Raw genomic sequence first — 20,573 nt, 5'->3', positions numbered from 1 at the left:
GGAAAAGATGGAGCCAAAGGTGACAAGGGTGATCAAGGATTACCTGGTAAAGACGGTAAAGATGGAGCCAAAGGTGATAAAGGTGCCAAAGGTGATAAAGGTGACAAAGGTGAAAAAGGTGACAAAGGTGACCAAGGATTACCAGGTAAAGATGGAACTAATGGTAAAGATATAACTGAAGAAGATATGAGAGCAATACTTGATAAATACTTCAAGAAATATGAAGAGACTATAAGTAATTTAAGTTCAAAGTTGTATCGCTTGCGAGAAGTAAGATTTGATTACATCGTTGCAGAAATTGAAGAATTTATTAGTAAACAAAATACCAGTTATAGCTTTGCCAATGAAGGAAAAGAGTTTGAAGAAAAAGTTGTTAATGTTTTTTTTGGAAAGCAAGGAAAATTTTCAAGAGAAGCTTCTTTATTAGACATTACGAATGTATTCTATACAAAACAAGAGAAAGGAACCAAGTTTGTATTTAGAATAATTTTGTGAGAAAATGGTCAATGAGGAAAAAGAAAAGATATTCTTGTTAATGGTCATGATTAACTTAATAAAAATAAAAACGCTGTTATTATAACAGCGTTTTTATTTTAGTTTTTTATAGATCGATGCTAAGGGTTGAATATTCACAGTTTTAATACCATGAGCATAACCTTCAGTTTCTTTATATTTAGGAATGATATGCTCATGATAATGGAAAACCATTTGTCCAGCAATACCATTTTGATTAGCAATAAAGTTATAACCTGCAGGTGCTAAGTTTTTATTAAGCAATTTAACAATTTCTTGCTTAGATTTAACCACCTCAATAATATCTTCTTTGCTTGCTTCTGAAAAATCCTTACTATGATTTTTTGGAATCACTAATGTATGACCATCAGCTGCAGGATTAATATCTAGAAAAGCATAAACGAACTCGTTTTCATAAATTTTGTAAGACGGAATTTCTTGGTTAATTATTTTACAAAATAAACAATCCATTAGTCAGTTGTATCTTCACTATCTTTAATATATTTAGAAATAGCGTCGTACAATCCTTGGTACTTAATTCCATCTTCACTTAGATATTCTTTGTATAATACTGTTTTAGCATTATCAATAGCTTGATCTTCTTTTGAAGCAATAAATTGTAATTGCGACAATAAAGTTTGTTTTTTCTTACTATCTAAATTAGTAATATCAAGACTTTGTTTACGAGTATCATTTCAATTCATATAGTAATCAGCATTTTGATAAGGATCTTTTGTTCCTGTAATTGAAACATTATAAGTCAGAGTATCGTCTTTTGTTGCTCCTGGCAATTGTTTCAAAGCGCTTTCATCCAACTTATCAACTAACTCGAATGAATTCATTGAGTCATTTGCAGTTACAGTAACTGTCTTATCACCAATTCTGAAACTTCCAGTATCATCTGTTAGTTTAAAGTATGGTGCGTTACCAATTTTAGCAACTTCCAAACCATTAAGCTTAGTAACTTCAGCAGATCAATCAAATGTTTCATAGCTGTTGTTAATGAATTTATCACTTAGTGACACTCAACTATTTTTACGAGCTTGCATTGAGTAGTCTTGCCCAGTTTTAGTAATTTGTGAATCAGATGAATTTAACAAGTCTTGCATGTAAATTGGCACTGCCAAAATAAAGTCAACATTATTATCAGTATCTGATGAATAACCATTACCATTGTTTGTTAACACTAAAGGACGGTCATTATAAGTATTTTTTGCTAAAGCAGCTTTAGCATCGTCTTTAAGAATTAAGTTACCACTAATACTTGAAAGTGTTTCTCCATCGGGCTTAACAAACCCATTAAATCCTGTCAAGTTAAAGTAAGGGTCTAATCCAGCTTTACTATTGTTATTTTTGTCACCAGTTTTTTCTAAGGCTTCTCAAACATCAGTAACTGATTTATTAGTGTTTAATGCTCCGTTATTATTAATAATTCCGTTTAAAGCTTTTTGAGCAGCTTCTTTATCGGCTTTTTTATTATTAACTGAAAAGTTTCAAACCATCATTACTTTTGATGTCATTTTTCGAACGTCAGAATTTCATGTTTGTACAGTTTTTGCTAATTCTGATGATGTATCAAAAGCAACCATTTTTCTTGATAGGTCACTTGAAGTTGAAGGTGACTTGTAGATTCGGCCATTAATATATGAAGCAGCTAGTAAGTTGTCATAATATTTTGGGCGAATACTTGAAGTGAAGTAATCTTGGAAACGATATTGTAAGATTTCTGAAGCTGATAAATTTTTTAATATCGCTTTTGATTCATCTCATTGAACATTATCAGTATTATCATTTCCACCAATCATTACGGCAAAGTTTTTATTGCTTTGATCTGACATTAAAGCCATTGTTGGAACGTTAGTTGTAATAGCTTGTCTTCCAAATTCATATGACGTTTGTCATCTTTTTCAAGTTCCAGTTCCATCAACTTTATCATTAAATCAAACAGTGTAGTTATTAGCGTTTTTATCAACACCGTTTTCTCCTAAATCAAGATTAAAAGGATTTAACTTATATTTGTTTCGAACATTATTATCGAATGAAGCATTATCGCTTCCTTTTGTTAATGAAGCTGTATATTCATTAAATAACTCATCTGAAACAATTCGGTTCATAATTTGATCACTTGTTAATTTTGAACTTGCTTGTAAACCTAATTTAGCATATAAATCGGTTTGTTGAGAATCCACGTATTGTTTACTAATTTCTTCATTAATCATTTTTAATAAAATCTCTTTAAAGTCTAATGAGTCAAATCCTTGACCTTGAGTTCAACTTAATCCTGAATCATTTTTTAAACCAGCAATAACTTTATTATATAACTCAGTTGTAATATCTGGTTTTTCAAAACGTTTAACATTTGATGAACAGGCAATAACTGTTCCAGAAGAAGCCATAATTGTAACTGCTCCTAAAATTGAAAGTAATTTCTTCATATTATTTACCTGCCTTTCTTAATGAGTCAACATTAACAGCTGAATATTGAAATTCTACTTGTTGACTAATTTTTTTCATTCATGTTGCAGCTCTAACTGCTTTAGAATCAGATTTTTTATAAGCATCAAATTTAGCTGATGACAACAATGCATTTGTTTTTTCTTGATTATTCAAAATTGTTGAATTAGGAGTAAATTTTAGCTTTTCAGAATTGATTTCTGAATTCTCGATTGCTTTATAAGCACTCAAGACAGTTTTATTTCATTCATTCATTCCTGAAGTATATGCATCAGCGGGATTTTTATAATTATTAATAGAAACTTTAGAAACTGCTTCTTTAATTTTTAAAGCAGTTGTTGAATCAGGAATATCAAAGTAGCGAGTTAATAAATCTTCAGTTTGTTTTCCATCACCCATAATTTCAGCAAAGTAATCTCACATTCATGAAGCATAACTTGGTAATGAACTATCCCCATCAGCTGTTAAAGATTTTGTGACATCATCAAAAATATTAAAATCATAAAATGATCCAACTGTTGATGATTTAGCATATTCAGTTGCAATTGAACTATTAACTAAGAATTTTTCATATTTGTTTGAGATTGATTGATTAATATTAGCAATATTTTTAATTCCGTATGTTCCGTAAACATTATCCTTCAAGTCGCTTGGTCCTGCTTCTGGTTGCGGAGTTTCACCACTGCCACCACCTTCGTTACCATTTCCCTCGTCATTAACAACAGGAGCTGCTTTTGATGAAGAATTTGTCCCTAATAAAGAACCGTTAACTAAAAATGGTAAAGCTTCTTGGCCATTATTATTTTTTGAAAGAGCTTCTAAATTTTTAAAACTTTCAACTTCTTTTAAATAAGCTGCTTCGTTTGATTTAAATGTAACTTGTTTTTGGTCTTCAACAATATTTTCATCATTTAATAATTTGTATCCATCAATTCGTGAGAAATGTAATCCGGCATTATCAATAAAAGCAATAATTCCTTCTTCAGCATTTACAACCACATAGTTTTTATGTTCTACAGGTGTTTCATCAACTTTTGATGCTGGATCTTTAGCTGCTTCAACATGTTGATTAATTTCTTTTAATAAATTATCTAAGAAACTAATTGCTTTGGCTGCTTCTTTACGACGATTTTGAAGTTTTTCAGATTCATCTGGATTATTGTTACCAACAATTGCATTCGCAATTGATTTGGCGTCTTCAGCCCCAAATGCATTAGCTGTTAAAATTGCTTCAATGTCAGCTTCAGCAAGATCTTTAGCTTCAATTGTTTTAGCTTGAGGGTTTTCAGTATTGATAAAATCATAAATAGAGTATTTATACTCATTACTATAATCTTCAACGCTACTATCTAAAGTTAACAATTTAGTTTTTTTAGCAGCAGTATAGTATTCACTGTTTCATTTACTTTCTAAATCGTCAGTTAAAGAGTTCTTATCAATAATTCCACGATCATCACTTTTACCGCGCATAATGGTATCTCATTGAGTCATTCCTGCTTGCGCTAATGTTAGACTAGCTCCATTAACAGTTGTTGTTTCACCATCACGTTGTTCAGAACTACCAACACTAGTGCTAATATAATTTTCATATAATTTAACAATTCCAGCTAAACGATCAATATGTCCTTTAGTTTCATCACTTGTTCCATCTAATTTATTAGGAATAAAGTTTTTTAATGAGATTGTCTGTGAATCTGCAACTGAACCTTTAAAAGGAATTAAAACTTCACTTAAAGCCACTGGTTTTTTATTTTGGTAATAGTTATCAACTAAGAATTTTTGAGAGTTTTTCATAAATCCAAAAACTCCTGAATCAGTAATTTGTTGTTCGATTCCGTTAGTAATTCTAGGGACATTAACTAATAATTCAAAATAATGACTAACTTCCACATTTTTAGTATTCAAGAAAGGTTTTTCTCCTTGTGCTTGATCATAAGTAATTCGTTTTAAAGTCGCGCGTAACCCTTTAAAGAAATTTGTTCCTTGAAGAGTTCCCTTTTCTTGTGTTTCATCAAAAGTTTCATCCATATGGTTTAATAAAACTTTAATATCAGCAGCTGTTAAAGCTTTTGCTTGTTCGGCACTAATAAACTCTATTTCTGATAAATCTAATGTTGATGTTTTAATTTTAGTTTCAAAGTTTGCTTCATCTGTAATCGCTTTTAAACCACCACCAGCATTTACTAACTGAGAAATTAAACTAGCAGCCCCAGTATCTGTTTGAATTGCTGTTGCGATATCAGTTGACAATGTACTCATTTCAAAAGTTTTAAAAGTGTCCATAAAGTTAGCAAATAATTCTATATGTTTAATTTCTTGAAACTCAACACCATTTTCTCAACTTGATGCTGCGTATGAACTATTGAATCCAACAATACGCTTTAAGGTTGCAAAAGCACTATTGTCATTGTCAGTAAGAATGAAGTTATTTTTAAAGGCTTTTTCCAATGCATCATTTTTAACATTAGGGAATAAACCTTTTAAGTATTTTCTTAACCCTTTTTCATCGTCTTTATAAGTAACATTTTTTAATGTTTTATACTTTTCGTTAGCACGTCCTCAAATTGATGTTGAGTCGGTGCTGTTTTCATTTCCTAAAAGAGTTTTTAATTTATCTTGAAGTCCTTCGTTGATATATAAACTTTTGTTAGTGTCAGTAAGCAATTTACCATCAGCAGCATCTTGTAAAACTGCCACAGCAAAAAGATTATAAATATTTTTTAAATATTGATTTGAATCGTTAACAAATCCTCCATTGTTTTGGTATCATTCCAACAACTTCTCTGAATCAATTTTTAAATTCCCATTTTCGTCAATAAAAATTGAGTTTTTATTTTCTTCCTTTTCTGGTCCACAAGCAACAACAAGAGCACTGGCTGAGGCAGTGATTGATAAGGCTCCTAAAATAGTTAATAGTTTCTTCATATTAAAACACCATTTTACTTTCTACAATATATAAAAAGATTATAAAGTATTTTTAACTAAAAAGTCTAGTTTATTAATAATTGGTTATAATTACTTTATAAGAATATATAACACTCTTAGGTGAGAAAAATTCAAACGATTATTACCGATTTAAGAAGCAAAAAAACCAAAAGAAGAAGACAAAGAAAGGAACTATATATTATATATGAACAATTTTCGTAAACATTTTCCAATGCTAACCAATAATCCTGATTTTGTTTATTTTGACAACGGAGCCACAACTTTAAAACCAAAAACTGTGATTGAAGCTGAAGAATTTTATCTAAAATCAATTAGTGCTAATCCGCATACAAATGATTATCAAGCAGCCTATCAAGCTAACGAAATTATTAGAGAAACTCGCCAACAAACCGCCCAATTTATTAATGCTGCAAGTCCAAATGAAATTGTGTTTACTAGTGGAACAACGTTTGCAATTAATCAAATTGCTCATGGATTGCGTAAAAAAATCAACCCTGGAGATGAAATCTTAACGACAAGTGTCGAACATTCGGCAAACTTACTACCATGAATTGTAATGGCCAATCAAACTCAAGCAAAAGTTAAAACTCTGCCCTTAACTGCTGCTGGAGCAATTGATCTTGAACAATTATCGCAAGCGATTAATGCTCAAACTAAGATTGTGAGTTTTGCCCATGTTTCTAATACCTTTGGTTATGAAAATAACATTGAAGAAATTGTCAAAGTAATTCGTAAGTGTAATCCTAGAGTCATTATTGTAGTTGATGCAGCCCAATCTGTGGCTCATACCGAAATTGACGTTCAACAATGAGATATTGATTTTTTAGCGCTTTCTGCTCATAAAATGTATGGTCCTTTTGGTCTAGGGATTTTATGAGGAAAACTAGCGTTATTAGACGAATTAGAACCATTATTATATGGTGGGGGTATGAGTTTATCAATTGCTGATAACCTTCAAGATTATCAACTTGCTTCAACCCCTGATAAATTTGAGGGAGGAACACCGAACATTTCAGCAATTTATGCCTTTCAAAAAGCTTTAGAATTTATTACCAAGATTGGAATAAAAAATATTAAAACTCATGAGCTAAATCTAAAAAAATATTTTATTGAACAAGTTAAGAAGCATAATTTACAATCTAAAATTGAGTTTTATAATTTAAATAATGCTTCGCCATTAATAATTTTAAATGTTAAAGGAATTAACCCGCAAGATATTGCCACTTTTTTAGACTTAAAATATCAGATTGCAACTCGTTCAGGATCACATTGTGCCCGTCGAACTGTTGATTTAATTGAAACTAAGGTATCATTAAGAATAAGTTTTGCAATTTATAATACGATTGCAGAAATTGATCGCTTAATTGAAGCCCTTAACCATAGTGAAGAATTTTTAGATGTATTATTTTAGAAAAGAGAGACCGATATGATTGATATAACAAATGATCAACTTTTACGTGAAATTATCATGAAACATTTTGTCAATTCCACAAATAAGGGATTTCAAAATAAACCACTAAGCGTATATCAAGAATTACGCTCTGAAAGCTGTAGTGATGAATTAACTTTAGAAGTTATAAAAACTCCAACAGACTTTTGAGAAATCCGGTTTGAAGGGAGTGCATGTGCTATATCTACAGCCTCAACAGACATTTTAATTTCGTTGATTTTACAAAAGTCAGAAGTAGAAATTAAAGCTTTAATAAACGCATATGAATTGATGATTGAAACTGGTGAAATTACTGATGCAAACTTACTTGAAGAGTTGGTAGCATTCAAAAATATCTTTCGCCAAAAAAATCGTAAAGCATGTGCCTTATTAGGCAGCAACGGATTGAAAACTTTGTTTAATGTTTAATTATCAAAAGAATTTTGAAATAAGTGTTTTTTAGATAAGAAAATTTATTATAATATTACTTATTATCACAGCAATATAAGGAGTAATTTTACATGACAAATAAACCACAATTAAGAGAGCGCTATTTAAAGGTTCGCTCAATGTTGTCACAAAAGTATTTAGAAGAATGCAATAAGAAAATTACTCGTAAAGTAATTTTCTTTATTGAACATTACAAGTTAAAACGTATTGGAATTTTTTTGTCATCAAAAAATGAACCTGAAACTCGAAATATTATTAACTGATGTTTTGAAAACAACATTGCTGTGTATGTTCCTCGTTGTTTAACAGGCAAAGTTGAAATGAATTTTCATTTAATTAAAAACTTGGATACTGATATTGAATATAATTCAGAATATAAAATTTATGATGGTGCGGTTGATACCCCAATTCTTAAAAATGCTAATGAGTTAGATGCCTTATTTATGCCATTAGTAACTTATGATAATAAATTAGCACGAATTGGTAATGGGAAAAGTTTTTATGATATTTGAATTGAAAATATGAACTATCAAGGGTATAAGATTGGGTTAAGTCAGTCAACGCAATTAACCAATACTCCAATAATTACTGAAGCTCATGACTTTAATATGAATTTTGTGATTACTGAAAAAGAAGTTAATGTCGCAATGATTGAAGAGGTTGAAGAGGAATTTGATTATGATGTTACTCTTTGAAGATTTAACGACGAGACAATTGATAATTAAATTATGAAATGCACAAGTAGTGCATTTTTTTTGTTTTGGAATATAATTTAATAGTATAAAAAAGTAAAGAAAGAAGAAAATAAGGATGATTAAAGTTGATTTACAATATAGTGGGTTAAATGACCTAAAAACTGAAATTAATGAAAGTAAAATTAGTGAAATTCATAACATGATTCAAAATAAAACAGGTCGTGGTAATGACTTTTTAGGATGAGTTGAATGACCAGAAACTTTTGATAAAACTGAATATCAAGCAATGAAACAAGCCGCAAGTCAATTACGTTCAAAAATTGATACTTTAGTAGTTATTGGAATTGGGGGATCATATTTGGGTGCTCGTGCAGCTGACGAAATGATTCGTGGATTAAATCACAGTGATAAAGTTAAAGTAATTTATGCTGGACACACAATGAGTTCAACATATGTTGCGCAACTAACTGAATATTTAAAAGATAAAAACTTTGGAATTTGTGTAGTTTCAAAATCAGGAACAACAACTGAACCAGGAATTGCTTTTAGAAGATTAGAAGAACAACTAATTGCTCAAGTAGGGTTAGCAAAATCTAAAGAGTTAATTGTGGCAGTAACTGATGCAAGTCGTGGAGCTTTAAAAACTTTAGCTGACCAAAAAGGTTACCAAACATTTACAATTCCTGATGATATTGGTGGGCGTTTTTCTGTGTTGACACCAGTAGGAATTTTTCCATTATTAGTCGCTGGAGTTAATACTGATAATATTTTTGCAGGAGCATTAGCAGCTAAACAAGCCTTATCTGCTAATGATTTATCAAATCCAGCTTACCAATATGCTGCAGCACGTTATTTAATGAACCAAAAAGGTTATAAAGCTGAAGCATTAGTAACTTATGAATTACAAATGCAATTATTAAATGAATGATGAAAACAACTATTTGGTGAATGTGAAGGTAAAGAAGGTAAAGGATTGTATCCAACTTCAATGGTCTTTTCAACTGATTTACATTCTTTAGGTCAATGAATTCAAGAGGGAACTCGTAATGTTTTATTTGAAACTGTAATAAAAGTTAAAACTCCAGTAATGGATGCTAATGTTCCTGTTGATCAAGCCAATTATGATGGTTTAAATTATTTAACAAATAAAACTTTCCATGAAATCAACTCAATTGCGATTGAAGGAGTTATTGATGCCCATGTTAATGCTGGTAAAATGCCTAATATCGTTTTAGAATTTGAAAAAATGGATGATGTACAGTTTGGATACTTAGTTTACTTTTTTGAATTAGCAGTAGCAATGAGTGGATATTTATTAGAAATTAATCCCTTTGATCAACCAGGAGTTGAAGTTTACAAATATAATATGTTTAAACTTTTAGGAAAACCTGGAGTTAAATAATAAATAGAATAAATTAGAGTGCGAATTATTCGCACTCTTTTTTTGTTTCTAAAAACATTTTTTAAAAGGGGAACTCTTTTTTGTTTAAACAATAGTTTGTTCTCTAAATATATGTTTTTACTTATTATGAAGAGGACTAAGGAGGAAAAATGCGTAAATTTACAATGTCAATGCAAGCAGTTTTGTTAGGTTCAATTGTATCAGCAAGTGTGGTTGGTTGTATTCGTCCCAAATATGCTTATGGTCCAGTTGGCCAACGAGTCTTATTAGTAACAGATGGGGGGAATTTGAAGGATAAATCTTTTAATGAAAGTGCCCATAATGCGATTATTAAATATGCCAATGAAATTGATCAATGAAATCATACTCAGGGGTTAAATTATAATGCTGAACCAAATTATGTAGAAGCATCTGATCATAATGCTAGTGCTTTTATTGCAGGTTACAAAATGGCAGTTTTTAAAGGCGCTGATGCGATGGTTTTAGCCGGTTTTATGCATGCAGGAACGATTGAAACAGCATCGGAATTAATGGGAGATAAAACAATTATTTTAGCTGATGGAATTGCGGATTATTCCAAAGGTAAAAATAAAAATGTTATTAGTATTAGTTTTAATTCAGAATTGGCTGGATTTGCTGCTGCTTATGATGCTGCAATTTGAGCTAATCAAAACCTAGACAAAGTTGATCGTCATAACAAGGGAGCAATCGCAATTGGTACTTTTGGGGGAATGTCTTCAAAATATTCAGTTGATAACTATTTGTGAGGATTAATGTTGGGGATTGAAGTTTTCAACCGAATTCATCAACAAGGTATTGAGAATAAAAAATATAAAAAAGTTGTTTTAGCAAATAACTATATTAATAATAAATATGCTGATATTAGAGATACTAAAGTTATGGGGCCCAATGATTCGCGTTGATTTACACAAAGTTTTGAATTAGGAGGAGCCACACGTTCAGGAATTTTGAATCGTCTAATTGAACATCAAAAAGCTGACGTGATTTTTCCAGTTGCAGGACCCCAAATTTTAGATGTTATGAGTTATAGCAATACTAAACATTTACCATATATTATTGGGGTTGATACTGATCAAGTCAATTCATTTCCTGGCTATAAAAATCGTTTTATTAATAGTGCTGTTAAGCATCTACCAAATGCTATTAGTGATGAGTTGAAACGTAGTGCTTCATTGAAAACAGCTCAAGTTAAACGCGGGACAATAGTAAAAGTTAACCAAACTGATATTGATAATTTAACTGATTTTCCAGTAGATGATGGAAATATTGCCAAAACGCGTGCTTCATGGTCAGTATCCTCTTTTGGGGGTGCCAATTTATCTCAAAGAACTTATATTAAATATTCTGAAGTTGCCGAACAAGATGCTGATCAAAAGCCAATTATGTTGCTTTCGCAAGCGATTAAAAATGCCTTTGCCGAAACTGGCAACGAAACTTCACAATATTTGGATGGAAGTACAGTTGCCAAAGCCGCTGATACAATTTTGCAGCTTAAAAATTATCAAAAGTATATTCGTACAATAACTGAAACAGGTTTTGATGCCTAAGAAAGGAAGATGATAATGAAAAAAATTTTAACACTTTTAGGAGCAGTTAGTTTAGTAACCACGACTGGGCTTGCAGTTGTAGCATGTAGTAACTCAAGTCAAAAAACTAAAGAACTAGAAAAAGAGATTCAAACACTTAAAGATAAAATCAAAGAGTTAAACCAAAATCTTGGTAATACCAAAACTGATTTGGAACAAATCAAATCGCAATTAGATAGTCTGAAAACTAAACTAGATGAAAAACTAGATGAATTAAAAGGTAAGCAAATTGGTGGTACTGGAAAAATTGATCCGGTAGCAAGTGAGGCTAGAAAAAAGGCCATTGCCAACCAAGAATGACAAAAAGTTCTTAACCATGATTATTCTTTAAGTCGTAAATCACGCAGTGCTTTACAATATTCACCCCAAGTTCATAATGCGTTAAACAATGACCTTAATTTAAAAGCAAGCTCTAAGAATATCTCAACTTTAGCCCATAAAGATGTGATTGAAATCAAAGATCGTTTAGAATTTACTCCGTACGCTGATATCGGAATTGTTGAAGATACAGTGGAGTATTTACTTAAAGAAAAAGGTCGCGCTGGAGCTTATCGAAAAAATGCTGAAGAAGAGTTACAAAAAAATAACTCAGCAAATATAAATTATAATCATTTAGGAAAAATTGCTGCCGACAGTGAAGTTATTACAGAAGCTAGCGAAGTAACTTTAGGATTTATGCAAAATGCTTCAGATACTGGAGAACTAGTACCAATGTGAAATGCTGCTCCTGCTAAAGATAATTTAGGAGTTCTTGCTGATGAAAAAAATGAGACTGAATATGCAAAATGATTTAATGATCGTTACCGCAGTTGAACTGATCAAAGTGAAACTGGTAAGTTACAACCAAATAATGTCAGAATTTCATTTGGTCCATTTGCCAATGCTTTGTGACATACAGCTTGACTAAATAATAAAACTCCAGAGCAATTAGCAGATACATTTGCAAAAATTGCTGATAAATATAACACTAAAAAGTTTGACTTTTATTTTGCAGCACCATATTTATCAAAAAAAGGAGATCATGCCTCATCACAAAGACTATTAGCAAGTGCTTTAAAAATCTTAATTGAGCGTGATAATAAGTTTGATGTGCAATTATCATTAGTTGTTTCAACAGAGTGAGGAATTTCGATTAATCCGGGGTTAGCTTCTTCAAGAAATTTAAAACTTTTAGGAGATGAAGCCTATCCATTGTATAACTTCACAAAATACTTAGGATTAAACTTTAGATTAAATTTAGTAACAGGGTACTTGACACAACCAGGAAATCTTGAGCTTGGTCAAAAATGAGAAGTGGAAATTATGAAAAAGGCAGTTATTAGTTCTCGTAAAAACTGAATTGAAATGCATAAAGCATTTAATAAAGTCAAAGACAAAGAACTGCCTTCAGAAAAATTAATTTCTCGAAGAATTAAAGTTACCCCATGAATTGGTCGTAGACCTGAAAAAGCAGTTTACAACTTTACTCCTGAAAGCGCCATTGAATTGCGTGAATTTGCCGAACAACAAAATTTAGGTGGTATTGGAATGTTTTACATTTCTCGTGATGTTCCAAGTGAATTCCAACAAAAAGGCGATTCAATTCATAACTTAAATGACAATAATGCCTTAAACCCAAACATTCGTTCTGGTTCAGGATTTAAACAATTTACTTATGCCAAAGCTTTAAATGGAACTTTAACTCGTGATCAATTAGTTCCTGAAGCTAAAACTAAGGCTGAAATTAAAGCAATCGGAGGAATTGATTATCAAGAAGATATTGAAAAAATTAAAGGTTTAGATAACCTTGGAAATGATGAAACTTCAATTATTCCTGAAGTTGGTGGAGGAATTAATGATGACAAGGCCGACAAATCAAACTGAGAACCACCAAGTGGTAAAAATACTAGCATGTATAAAAACTGAGAGGATGCTAACCCAAATAGAACTGCCAAGATTACTAAAAAAGAGCAAGCCAATTCTCAAACTTACTATTCGCCTTATTTAGATGCTGGTTTATATCAAGGAAATGATATCGCTCAAATTGTTAAAGAAGTTCCTTCTATGAATCATTTAACATTGGCTTTTGTGCAACAAGTTAATGAACATGGCGACAAGTTAGAACTATCAATTGCTGGTCAAGCAAAAGGCAATGAGGGTTATAAATGATGAGAAGAAACTCAATTATGAGAAAAAATGTTAAAACCTATTGTCGAGAAAAATGCTTTTAATAATATTAAAGTTGCTTATGGAGGAGCTACAACTGGTGGCTTCACTGAAAAAAATCCTTGAACTTTAGCAAATAAACTTAACCCAAATGATCCAGTTAAAGCTCAGCAAGATTTAAAAGAAGCCTTAATCGGTTATCAACAAGAACTAGTTGATATTGTTCAAAAATACGGTCAACAATCTGTTGAAATGCCAAAAGCAATTGACTTTGATATTGAGGGGCATGCCCAGAATTTAGATGATGATAACCGTCTATTAGCTAAAACATTAGCAGAAATGAAAAAGACAGATTCTGCTTGAGACTTTTCAATTACTTTACCAGTATTACCAACTGGATTAACTGTTGTTGGTTACAAAGTCATGGATATTTTCATTGAAGAATATCAAAAAGCAGGTCTTAGCCAAAAAGATTTACCAATTATTAACTTAATGCTAATGGATTATGGTGATGGAATTTATCGTGATGCTCGTGACGTTCGTAAAGTAACTAACTTCCAATTAGCTAAAGAAGCAGTTGAGGCTACAAAAAATAATTTAGAAAATAGTATTACTAAACATTATAAAACTATTGATGATATCAACTTATATTCTAAAATAGCAGGTACTCCAATGATTGGAGTAAATGATACAATACAAGGAGTGTTTACTTTAGAAGATGCTAAAGAGTTATATAACTGAGCACATACAATGGGATTAGGATATCTTTCAATATGATCAATGAACGATGACCGTGGATTTAATTTAGATTCTAAAAAACCAAGTGCCAAAACTTTGACAAGTCATGGACTAACATATCTTAAAGAATATGATTTCTCAAAAGCTTTAGCAGGAAACTGAAAGAAAATTGGAAAATAAGTCTTAAAAAATCAGGTACCCCTGATTTTTTATTATAATCTTGTTAAGAGGTGGAAGCATGATTACAAAAGAAACAATAATTTGATTAAGTGAAAAGCAAAAAGTCTTAGATAACTATATTGCCGAGAAGTGAAGTTTATTAAATGACGACACTATTTTAAAAAAACGCATGGTAGCATTTTTAGTGGAGTTGGGAGAATATGCTAACGAAGAACGTAGTTTCAAATTTTGATCACAAAAACCAGAAGCTGATTTGAATATTCAATTAGATGAATATATTGACGGAATTCATTTCTTAATTAGTATTGGAAATCAAATTGGTTATGACTTTACAAATTACCAAAATACTGATTTTGGAATTGATAATAACATTGATATTTATTTGACGTTGATTAATATGTTTAGTGAGTTTATTAAAACTCGTGATTTTGAAACTTATGAGGATTTGTTAAATATATATTTTCAAATTTGTGAAGCAAAAATGTATAGTGAAGCTGAAATCATTGAAGCCTACAAACAAAAAAATGCTATTAATTTTCAACGTCAAGATAATAATTATTAACCTTTTCCTTTTAAATAAAAACTTTTTAAAAGTAGTGAAAAACTACTTTTTTTAATTTATTACTTGCATTAAACCTACTTGAATCTCATATACTTTAAGTGTCAACAAGCATTGTGCCAATGTTGTCAATTTATTACTATTAAACAATATTCAAATATAACTGTTTGAATTAAGGAGAACAATGAAAAAACGTATTTTGGGAAACCAATTAGAAGTTAATGAAATCGGTTTGGGATGTATGGGATTAAGTATGTCATTTCCCCCGTTTCCTAGCAAAGAAGAAGGCATAACTTTTTTAAGACAAGCTCATGAACAAGGAGTTAACTTTTTTGACACAGCGGAAATTTATGGACCGTTTGAAAATGAAAAATTAGTAGGAGAAGCCTTCAAGGACATTCGATCAGAAGTTATTATTGCGACTAAATTTGGGTTTAAATATGAAGACAATAAAGTGGTTGGATTAGATAGTTCACGAGAAAATATCTTACGAGCTTTAGAAGGCAGTTTAGCACGTTTGCAAACATCATATATTGACTTATTTTATCAACATCGAGTTGATCCGCAAACACCAATTGAAGAAGTAGCAATGGTTATGAAAGAACTAATTGCTGCAGGAAAAATTAAGTATTGAGGCTTAAGTGAAGCTTCAGCTGCAACAATTCGTCGTGCTCACAAGATTTGCCCAGTAACTGCAGTACAAAGTGAATACTCAATGTTTTGAAGAGAACCAGAAACTAAAATTTTCCCAACACTAAAAGAATTAAAAATTGGCTTTGTTCCATTTTCACCTTTAGGAAAAGGATTTCTAACAGGGAGCGTTAAACCAGGACAAATATTTGGTGAAGGAGATTTTAGAAACACAATTCCACGTTTTAATAATCCGGAATATTTAGCTGCTAATATGAAGCTTGTTGAGTTTGTAAAAGACCTTGCAATTCAGAAACAAACAACTCCAGCAGCAATTGCAATTGGGTGAGTTTTAGCACAGGGAGAATGAATTGTGCCAATTCCGGGAACTAAAAAACTTTCTCGCCTTGTAGAGAATCTTAGCGCAAGTGAAGTTAATTTTAGTGCTTCAGAAATTACAATGATTAATCAAAAATTAAATGAAATTCAAATTATTGGACATCGCTATTCAGACCAAAGCGAAAGTCAAATTGACAAGTAGAAAATATATAATTTATAAAGTTTAAAAAATAGCTCATAAAGGTTTACCTTATGAGCTATTTTTTATTTGTCAGTTTATTTTCGTAAAATGCTTTTTTATAGTTAATGAAATCGATTTGTGTTTGTAAATCCTGTTGTTTTTCCAAAACCACTTGCTCTTGTTTCAAAATCATTGCTTGGCGGGTTTGTAAAGTTGCTTCTCCTTGATCGACTAGTTCAATGTAAGTGATAATTTCTTTTAAAGGCATACTCGTTTTTTTCAAACATAACACCGTATTAACATAAACTAAATCCTCTTCAAACAAATAACGATAACCATTCTCATCACGCCTAAATTTAGTAATGACACCCTTTTCATCATAATAACGAAGTAAAGATTCTGGAACATTAAACTGTTCTGCTATTTCTTTGATGTAATATTTTTTGGTCATAAATCCTCCGAACTAATTAACTTAATTATAAAACTTTATTTTATAGTTAATTTTTTAAAAGACTTTTTAGTGCTAAAAACTTTATTATTTAAATGTTTTGTTATGGTTTTTTTGTGAAAGCTTTGAAATTATAAAAAGTAACACTTTCAAAAGAAAATCACAACAGTATTTATTTGCAAAAAACTATGTATAATAAAATAATAAATATTTTGGAGTAGTATGAAAAACAGTAAATTAAAACCAATCATGGCCGCAACATTGATTTTTATATCAGCAGGGCTATCAGTATTTGCCAGCAGTTGTAGTTTATCAAAATGAACAACAGATTTTCCTAAAAATGGTAAAACTATTACTAACAAAGAGTTCATTAAAGGAGTAGATATTTCTTCGTATGCTGAAATTGTTGAGCAGAGTACCTTGAAAGAAGGCAAAACAAAAACATATAAAGAACTAACAGAAGATGACCAAAAGATTTACTATAATTTTAATGGTGAGCAAGAAAACTTATTTAAAATTCTTTCTCAAAATGAAGTTAATTCAATCAGATTAAGAGTTTGAAATGATCCATATGATAGCACCGGGAAAAGTTATGGTGGAGGGCATAATGATATTGATACTAATATCTGAATTGCTAATCAAGCGAAAAAAAATGGAATCACTAACGTCTTACTTGATTTTCATTATTCTGATTTTTGAGCAGATCCAAGTCGTCAATGACTACCTAAGCAGTGGGCTGGGATATCTGATGAGCAAAAGTTGAGCGAGCTAGTTTATCAATATACTTTTGAAAGTCTTAAAAAGTTTTATGATGAAACCAATTTAATTCCTGCAAAAGTGCAACTAGGAAATGAAATAACTAATGGAAGTTTTTGAGACTGAAAAAGTTCTAATACACAATATAAAAATTATCAATATACTTCAAGATTGCTTAAGCAGGGTCTTTTAGCAGTTGATGATTTTGCTGAAACTATAAAAGCTGATTTGCCGGTGAAAATTGCCAAATCAATTCATATTGACGGAAACATTAGTTTAAAAAAATGAAAGCAACTGCTGGATAACTATTTAATTCAAGGCGAACTAATTGATTTAGTAGACGAAATAGGAATTACTCATTATCCGGATTGAAATGGGGATAGTAAACACCTTTATGATGTAATGTCATTAATTAAACGTGAATATAATCTGCCATCATTTGTTTCAGAAACGGCAGCTGTTTCAACTTTTACAGAAACAAACTTAGCAGGAGATATTACAACTTCCCAACATAATCCGGGATCTTATTATAATACTCCAGATGCTGGAACCCAGATAACACTAATAAATTCAATTATGGAAGCAGCTTCTCAAGCATTGCCCGATGATGAAACTGGAATCTATTGATGAGAACCAGCATGGATTTTAGCAAATAAGTCAGGATGAGCAACTAGAGAAGGAATTATTTATTCAGAACCGTTTGATAAACAAAAACAAAAAGATTTTAAAACAGGAAACTCATGATGAAATAGCGGAGTATTTACCAGCGAAGCAAAACCATTACCAGTTTTGAAAGCGCTGAAAAACTTTAAGCGTATTAATCAAAGCAGTGATAAATTAGCGGGAGATCAAATTTCTAATAAAACCATTTTCAAAGCCTTTAAAAATGATCCAATCTTGAAGTTTGCCAAAATTACAGGATTTAAAAAAGCGCTTGATATTAACGAATCAATTGATCATCAAGATTTAACAATTAAACAAAATCAAAAACCAGAAGATATTTACAAAGCCTTTTTGGAAGCTAATCCGCGAATTATAGAACAACATGTTAAATATGATGGAGTTGAGTGAAATCAGGAACAAGAAACCGGAATTCTAAAAGTTACAAACTCACAATCTAATACTATCTATCAAGATTTTCAACTTAGAGTTCCCTACACAATTGTTAAAGAAGAAGAAAATACTTACAAAATCAATGAGACTATTGAAATTGCAGCTAATGACACCAACTGGCTTTCTCAAATAATTGAGGCGATTTCTAGAGATATAAATAAATCTAAAGAAGTCGAGAATTTTATATATGAATCAATCAAACCGGAATTCTATAAATCTGAGTGATATTCATGAGCTGGAATAGCTAATAAGGCTTTAGTCTTTTATGATAATAAAATTGGGGAAAACCGTTTTTTGGATACAAAAATTTTAAAAACAAATAACACTAAAATCTTTAGAAACAAAAAAGTTGATTTTGATTATTTAACTAAAAATTCTAAGCCTTGACAAAATACTTTACAAACTGGTCAATACGAGTTAAGTTTAGTATTTACCAAAAGTATTGATTTTGATAAGTACGGGTTAGAGAACTGAAAAGAACTTGGTGGGTTTGCAATTACAGTTAAAGTAAATGTATCTTAATAATAAGTGATCTAACTAATCATCAATTTGTCACTTAGAAAGATTACTCAAAAATAGCTCGTAAAAGAGCTATTTTTGTTAAAATAAAGTAAAGACTAAAAAGGATACTCATGGAAAAAATTACTTCAGTTGCCAATCTTAAAATTAAGGAACTTTTAAAATTAAAAGAATCAAAATATCGTAATCAGCAAAAACAGTTTATTGTTGAAGGAATTCATTTAGTTACAGAAGCTTTAAAGAAAGGAATAGTTCTAACAATTTTGGGAACAAGTCACGGAATTGCTACGTTAACAAAGACTTCTAAAAATGATTGTCAAATTATTGAAATTTCTGACAATGTTGCCGACAAGCTAAGCGATACTGTTAAAACACAAGCTGTTTTTGCAGTTTGTCAAATGTCAGAACCATATATTGATTTAGAAAATAATATTTTATTATTAGATCGAGTTCAAGATCCCGGAAATATTGGAACTTTAATTCGAAGTGCAGCAAGTTTTAATTTTAAAACAATTATTAGCGCTCCCAACTCGGTTAGCTTTTACAATGACAAGGTTTTGCGTTCAACTCAAGGAAATTTTTTTGATGTTAATTTAGTTAATCAAGAGTTGATTCCTGTCATCAAACTTTTAAAAGAAAATGGGTATACAATTATTGGGACTGCCCTTCATCATGGTTATCAGAAATTAGCAGATTTACAGCAGCAACAAAATTTCAAGGTTGCGTTAATTATTGGGAATGAAGCACAAGGAATTAGTGAACCATTATTTGAACATATTGACTTGAATGTAATTATCGAAATGGCAGATAATGTAGAATCATTGAATGCAGCAGTAGCAGGATCTATTATCATGTATCAATTCAATAGTAAAAAATAGGAGATATATATGAATACTTTTACACTTGTGTTTTTATTAATGATGGCATTGTCGTTACTAGCATCACTATTAACTTTTTTAGCCGCCCTTTACTTAAGATTTTCAAAAATTACTGAAACAAGTTTTTCAAAGCAAGTAATCAAACGTAAACAACATGCCGAACGTCGAATTAGTTGTGAAATTGCCGCAACAATTTTGGGAATTGTCGCAATCTTTATTTTCTTACCGATATTTATTCTATTTTTAGATAGTGTAAGTATCGAAAGCTTTATTGGAATTGTGATTACCTGTTTAACTTTTGCAATTACATCAATTATTGCAGTGTTCTTATATTTTACAAAGCTCATTAATCGTGATGAAAAAAAGTATACTTTTGAAGCTTGAAAAAAATTAGAAATTGATAATGAATGATATCGTAAGTTTTGTGAAAATTCTCAAGATGAAATTAAAATTAAATATTTCAATAAAAAGATTAAAATGAATGATCGCCGAATTCAAGAAATTATTAAATATTTTGAAGAATTTAATAAATAAGAAGATTTTTTAAAAATGGGAACCCAAAAATTGGGTTCCCATTTTTTTTTTTTTTTT

General features: G+C 30.7%; 16 protein-coding genes. 12 read left to right on the top strand and 4 right to left on the bottom strand.

Annotated features, from left to right (window positions below; translation table 4 throughout):
* On the top strand, positions 1 to 549 hold a 549-nt coding region (locus L872_RS04880; protein WP_169729892.1), incomplete at its 5' end, for a collagen-like protein.
* A 39-nt stretch (positions 550 to 588) separates the two neighbouring features.
* On the opposite strand, the gene L872_RS0101400 is transcribed toward L872_RS04880, so the two are convergent.
* Genes L872_RS0101400 through L872_RS0101390 form a run of 3 tightly spaced genes read right to left on the bottom strand, consistent with a single transcriptional unit; the run spans position 589 to position 5,892 of the window.
* On the bottom strand, positions 589 to 984 hold the full coding sequence (locus L872_RS0101400; RefSeq protein WP_027063102.1) for an HIT family protein: 396 nt from the start codon (positions 982 to 984) through the stop codon (positions 589 to 591).
* On the bottom strand, positions 984 to 2,948 hold the full coding sequence (locus tag L872_RS0101395; RefSeq protein ID WP_027063101.1) for a hypothetical protein: 1,965 nt from the start codon (positions 2,946 to 2,948) through the stop codon (positions 984 to 986). The genes L872_RS0101400 and L872_RS0101395 overlap by 1 nt, the downstream gene beginning before the upstream one ends.
* Before the next feature lies 1 nt (position 2,949).
* Positions 2,950 to 5,892, bottom strand: a complete 2,943-nt coding sequence (locus L872_RS0101390; RefSeq protein ID WP_027063100.1) for a lipoprotein — start codon at positions 5,890 to 5,892, stop codon at positions 2,950 to 2,952.
* 205 nt (positions 5,893 to 6,097) lie between these two features.
* Between L872_RS0101390 and L872_RS0101385 the strand changes: the two genes are divergently transcribed.
* From L872_RS0101385 to L872_RS0101350, 8 genes are all read left to right on the top strand, one after another.
* A complete protein-coding gene (locus tag L872_RS0101385) occupies positions 6,098 to 7,324 on the top strand; it encodes an aminotransferase class V-fold PLP-dependent enzyme (protein ID WP_027063099.1) in 1,227 nt (408 codons plus the stop codon).
* Between the two features lie 15 nt (positions 7,325 to 7,339).
* Positions 7,340 to 7,771 carry an iron-sulfur cluster scaffold-like protein gene (locus L872_RS0101380; RefSeq protein ID WP_027063098.1) on the top strand — a complete coding sequence of 144 codons (432 nt, stop codon included), beginning with the start codon at positions 7,340 to 7,342 and terminating at the stop codon, positions 7,769 to 7,771.
* A gap of 92 nt (positions 7,772 to 7,863) precedes the next feature.
* Complete coding sequence (locus L872_RS04525) at positions 7,864 to 8,517, top strand: 5-formyltetrahydrofolate cyclo-ligase (RefSeq protein WP_051418414.1); 654 nt, start codon at positions 7,864 to 7,866, stop codon at positions 8,515 to 8,517.
* An 85-nt stretch (positions 8,518 to 8,602) separates the two neighbouring features.
* The gene (locus tag L872_RS0101370; RefSeq protein WP_027063097.1) at positions 8,603 to 9,889 is read left to right on the top strand and encodes a glucose-6-phosphate isomerase; all 1,287 of its coding nucleotides are present in this window, start codon (positions 8,603 to 8,605) and stop codon (positions 9,887 to 9,889) included.
* Positions 9,890 to 10,038: 149 nt separating this feature from the next.
* Complete coding sequence (locus L872_RS0101365) at positions 10,039 to 11,457, top strand: BMP family ABC transporter substrate-binding protein (protein WP_027063096.1); 1,419 nt, start codon at positions 10,039 to 10,041, stop codon at positions 11,455 to 11,457.
* Between the two features lie 15 nt (positions 11,458 to 11,472).
* The gene (locus tag L872_RS0101360; protein ID WP_027063095.1) at positions 11,473 to 14,559 is read left to right on the top strand and encodes a lipoprotein; all 3,087 of its coding nucleotides are present in this window, start codon (positions 11,473 to 11,475) and stop codon (positions 14,557 to 14,559) included.
* A gap of 58 nt (positions 14,560 to 14,617) precedes the next feature.
* Positions 14,618 to 15,121 carry a dUTP diphosphatase gene (locus L872_RS0101355; protein WP_027063094.1) on the top strand — a complete coding sequence of 168 codons (504 nt, stop codon included), beginning with the start codon at positions 14,618 to 14,620 and terminating at the stop codon, positions 15,119 to 15,121.
* Between the two features lie 181 nt (positions 15,122 to 15,302).
* Positions 15,303 to 16,289, top strand: a complete 987-nt coding sequence (locus L872_RS0101350; protein WP_027063093.1) for an aldo/keto reductase — start codon at positions 15,303 to 15,305, stop codon at positions 16,287 to 16,289.
* A gap of 55 nt (positions 16,290 to 16,344) precedes the next feature.
* Here L872_RS0101350 and L872_RS04520 read toward each other — a convergent pair whose 3' ends face one another.
* Entirely contained in the window at positions 16,345 to 16,719 is a 375-nt protein-coding gene (locus L872_RS04520) for a MerR family transcriptional regulator (RefSeq protein ID WP_036268828.1), read from the bottom strand.
* A 219-nt stretch (positions 16,720 to 16,938) separates the two neighbouring features.
* Here L872_RS04520 and L872_RS0101340 point away from each other — a divergent pair, with 219 nt between their 5' ends.
* From L872_RS0101340 to L872_RS0101330, 3 genes are all read left to right on the top strand, one after another.
* Positions 16,939 to 19,107, top strand: a complete 2,169-nt coding sequence (locus L872_RS0101340) for a glycosyl hydrolase 53 family protein (protein WP_027063092.1) — start codon at positions 16,939 to 16,941, stop codon at positions 19,105 to 19,107.
* Between the two features lie 110 nt (positions 19,108 to 19,217).
* Complete coding sequence (locus L872_RS0101335; RefSeq protein ID WP_027063091.1) at positions 19,218 to 19,982, top strand: TrmH family RNA methyltransferase; 765 nt, start codon at positions 19,218 to 19,220, stop codon at positions 19,980 to 19,982.
* A 9-nt stretch (positions 19,983 to 19,991) separates the two neighbouring features.
* Positions 19,992 to 20,516 carry a hypothetical protein gene (locus L872_RS0101330; RefSeq protein ID WP_027063090.1) on the top strand — a complete coding sequence of 175 codons (525 nt, stop codon included), beginning with the start codon at positions 19,992 to 19,994 and terminating at the stop codon, positions 20,514 to 20,516.
* Positions 20,517 to 20,573 lie beyond the last annotated feature (57 nt).

It is taken from the genome of Mesoplasma seiffertii ATCC 49495, from assembly GCF_000518725.1.
In the GTDB taxonomy this organism is placed as follows: domain Bacteria; phylum Bacillota_I; class Bacilli_A; order Mycoplasmatales; family Mycoplasmataceae; genus Tullyiplasma; species Tullyiplasma seiffertii.
This window is presented reverse-complemented; position numbering and strand designations above follow the sequence as displayed.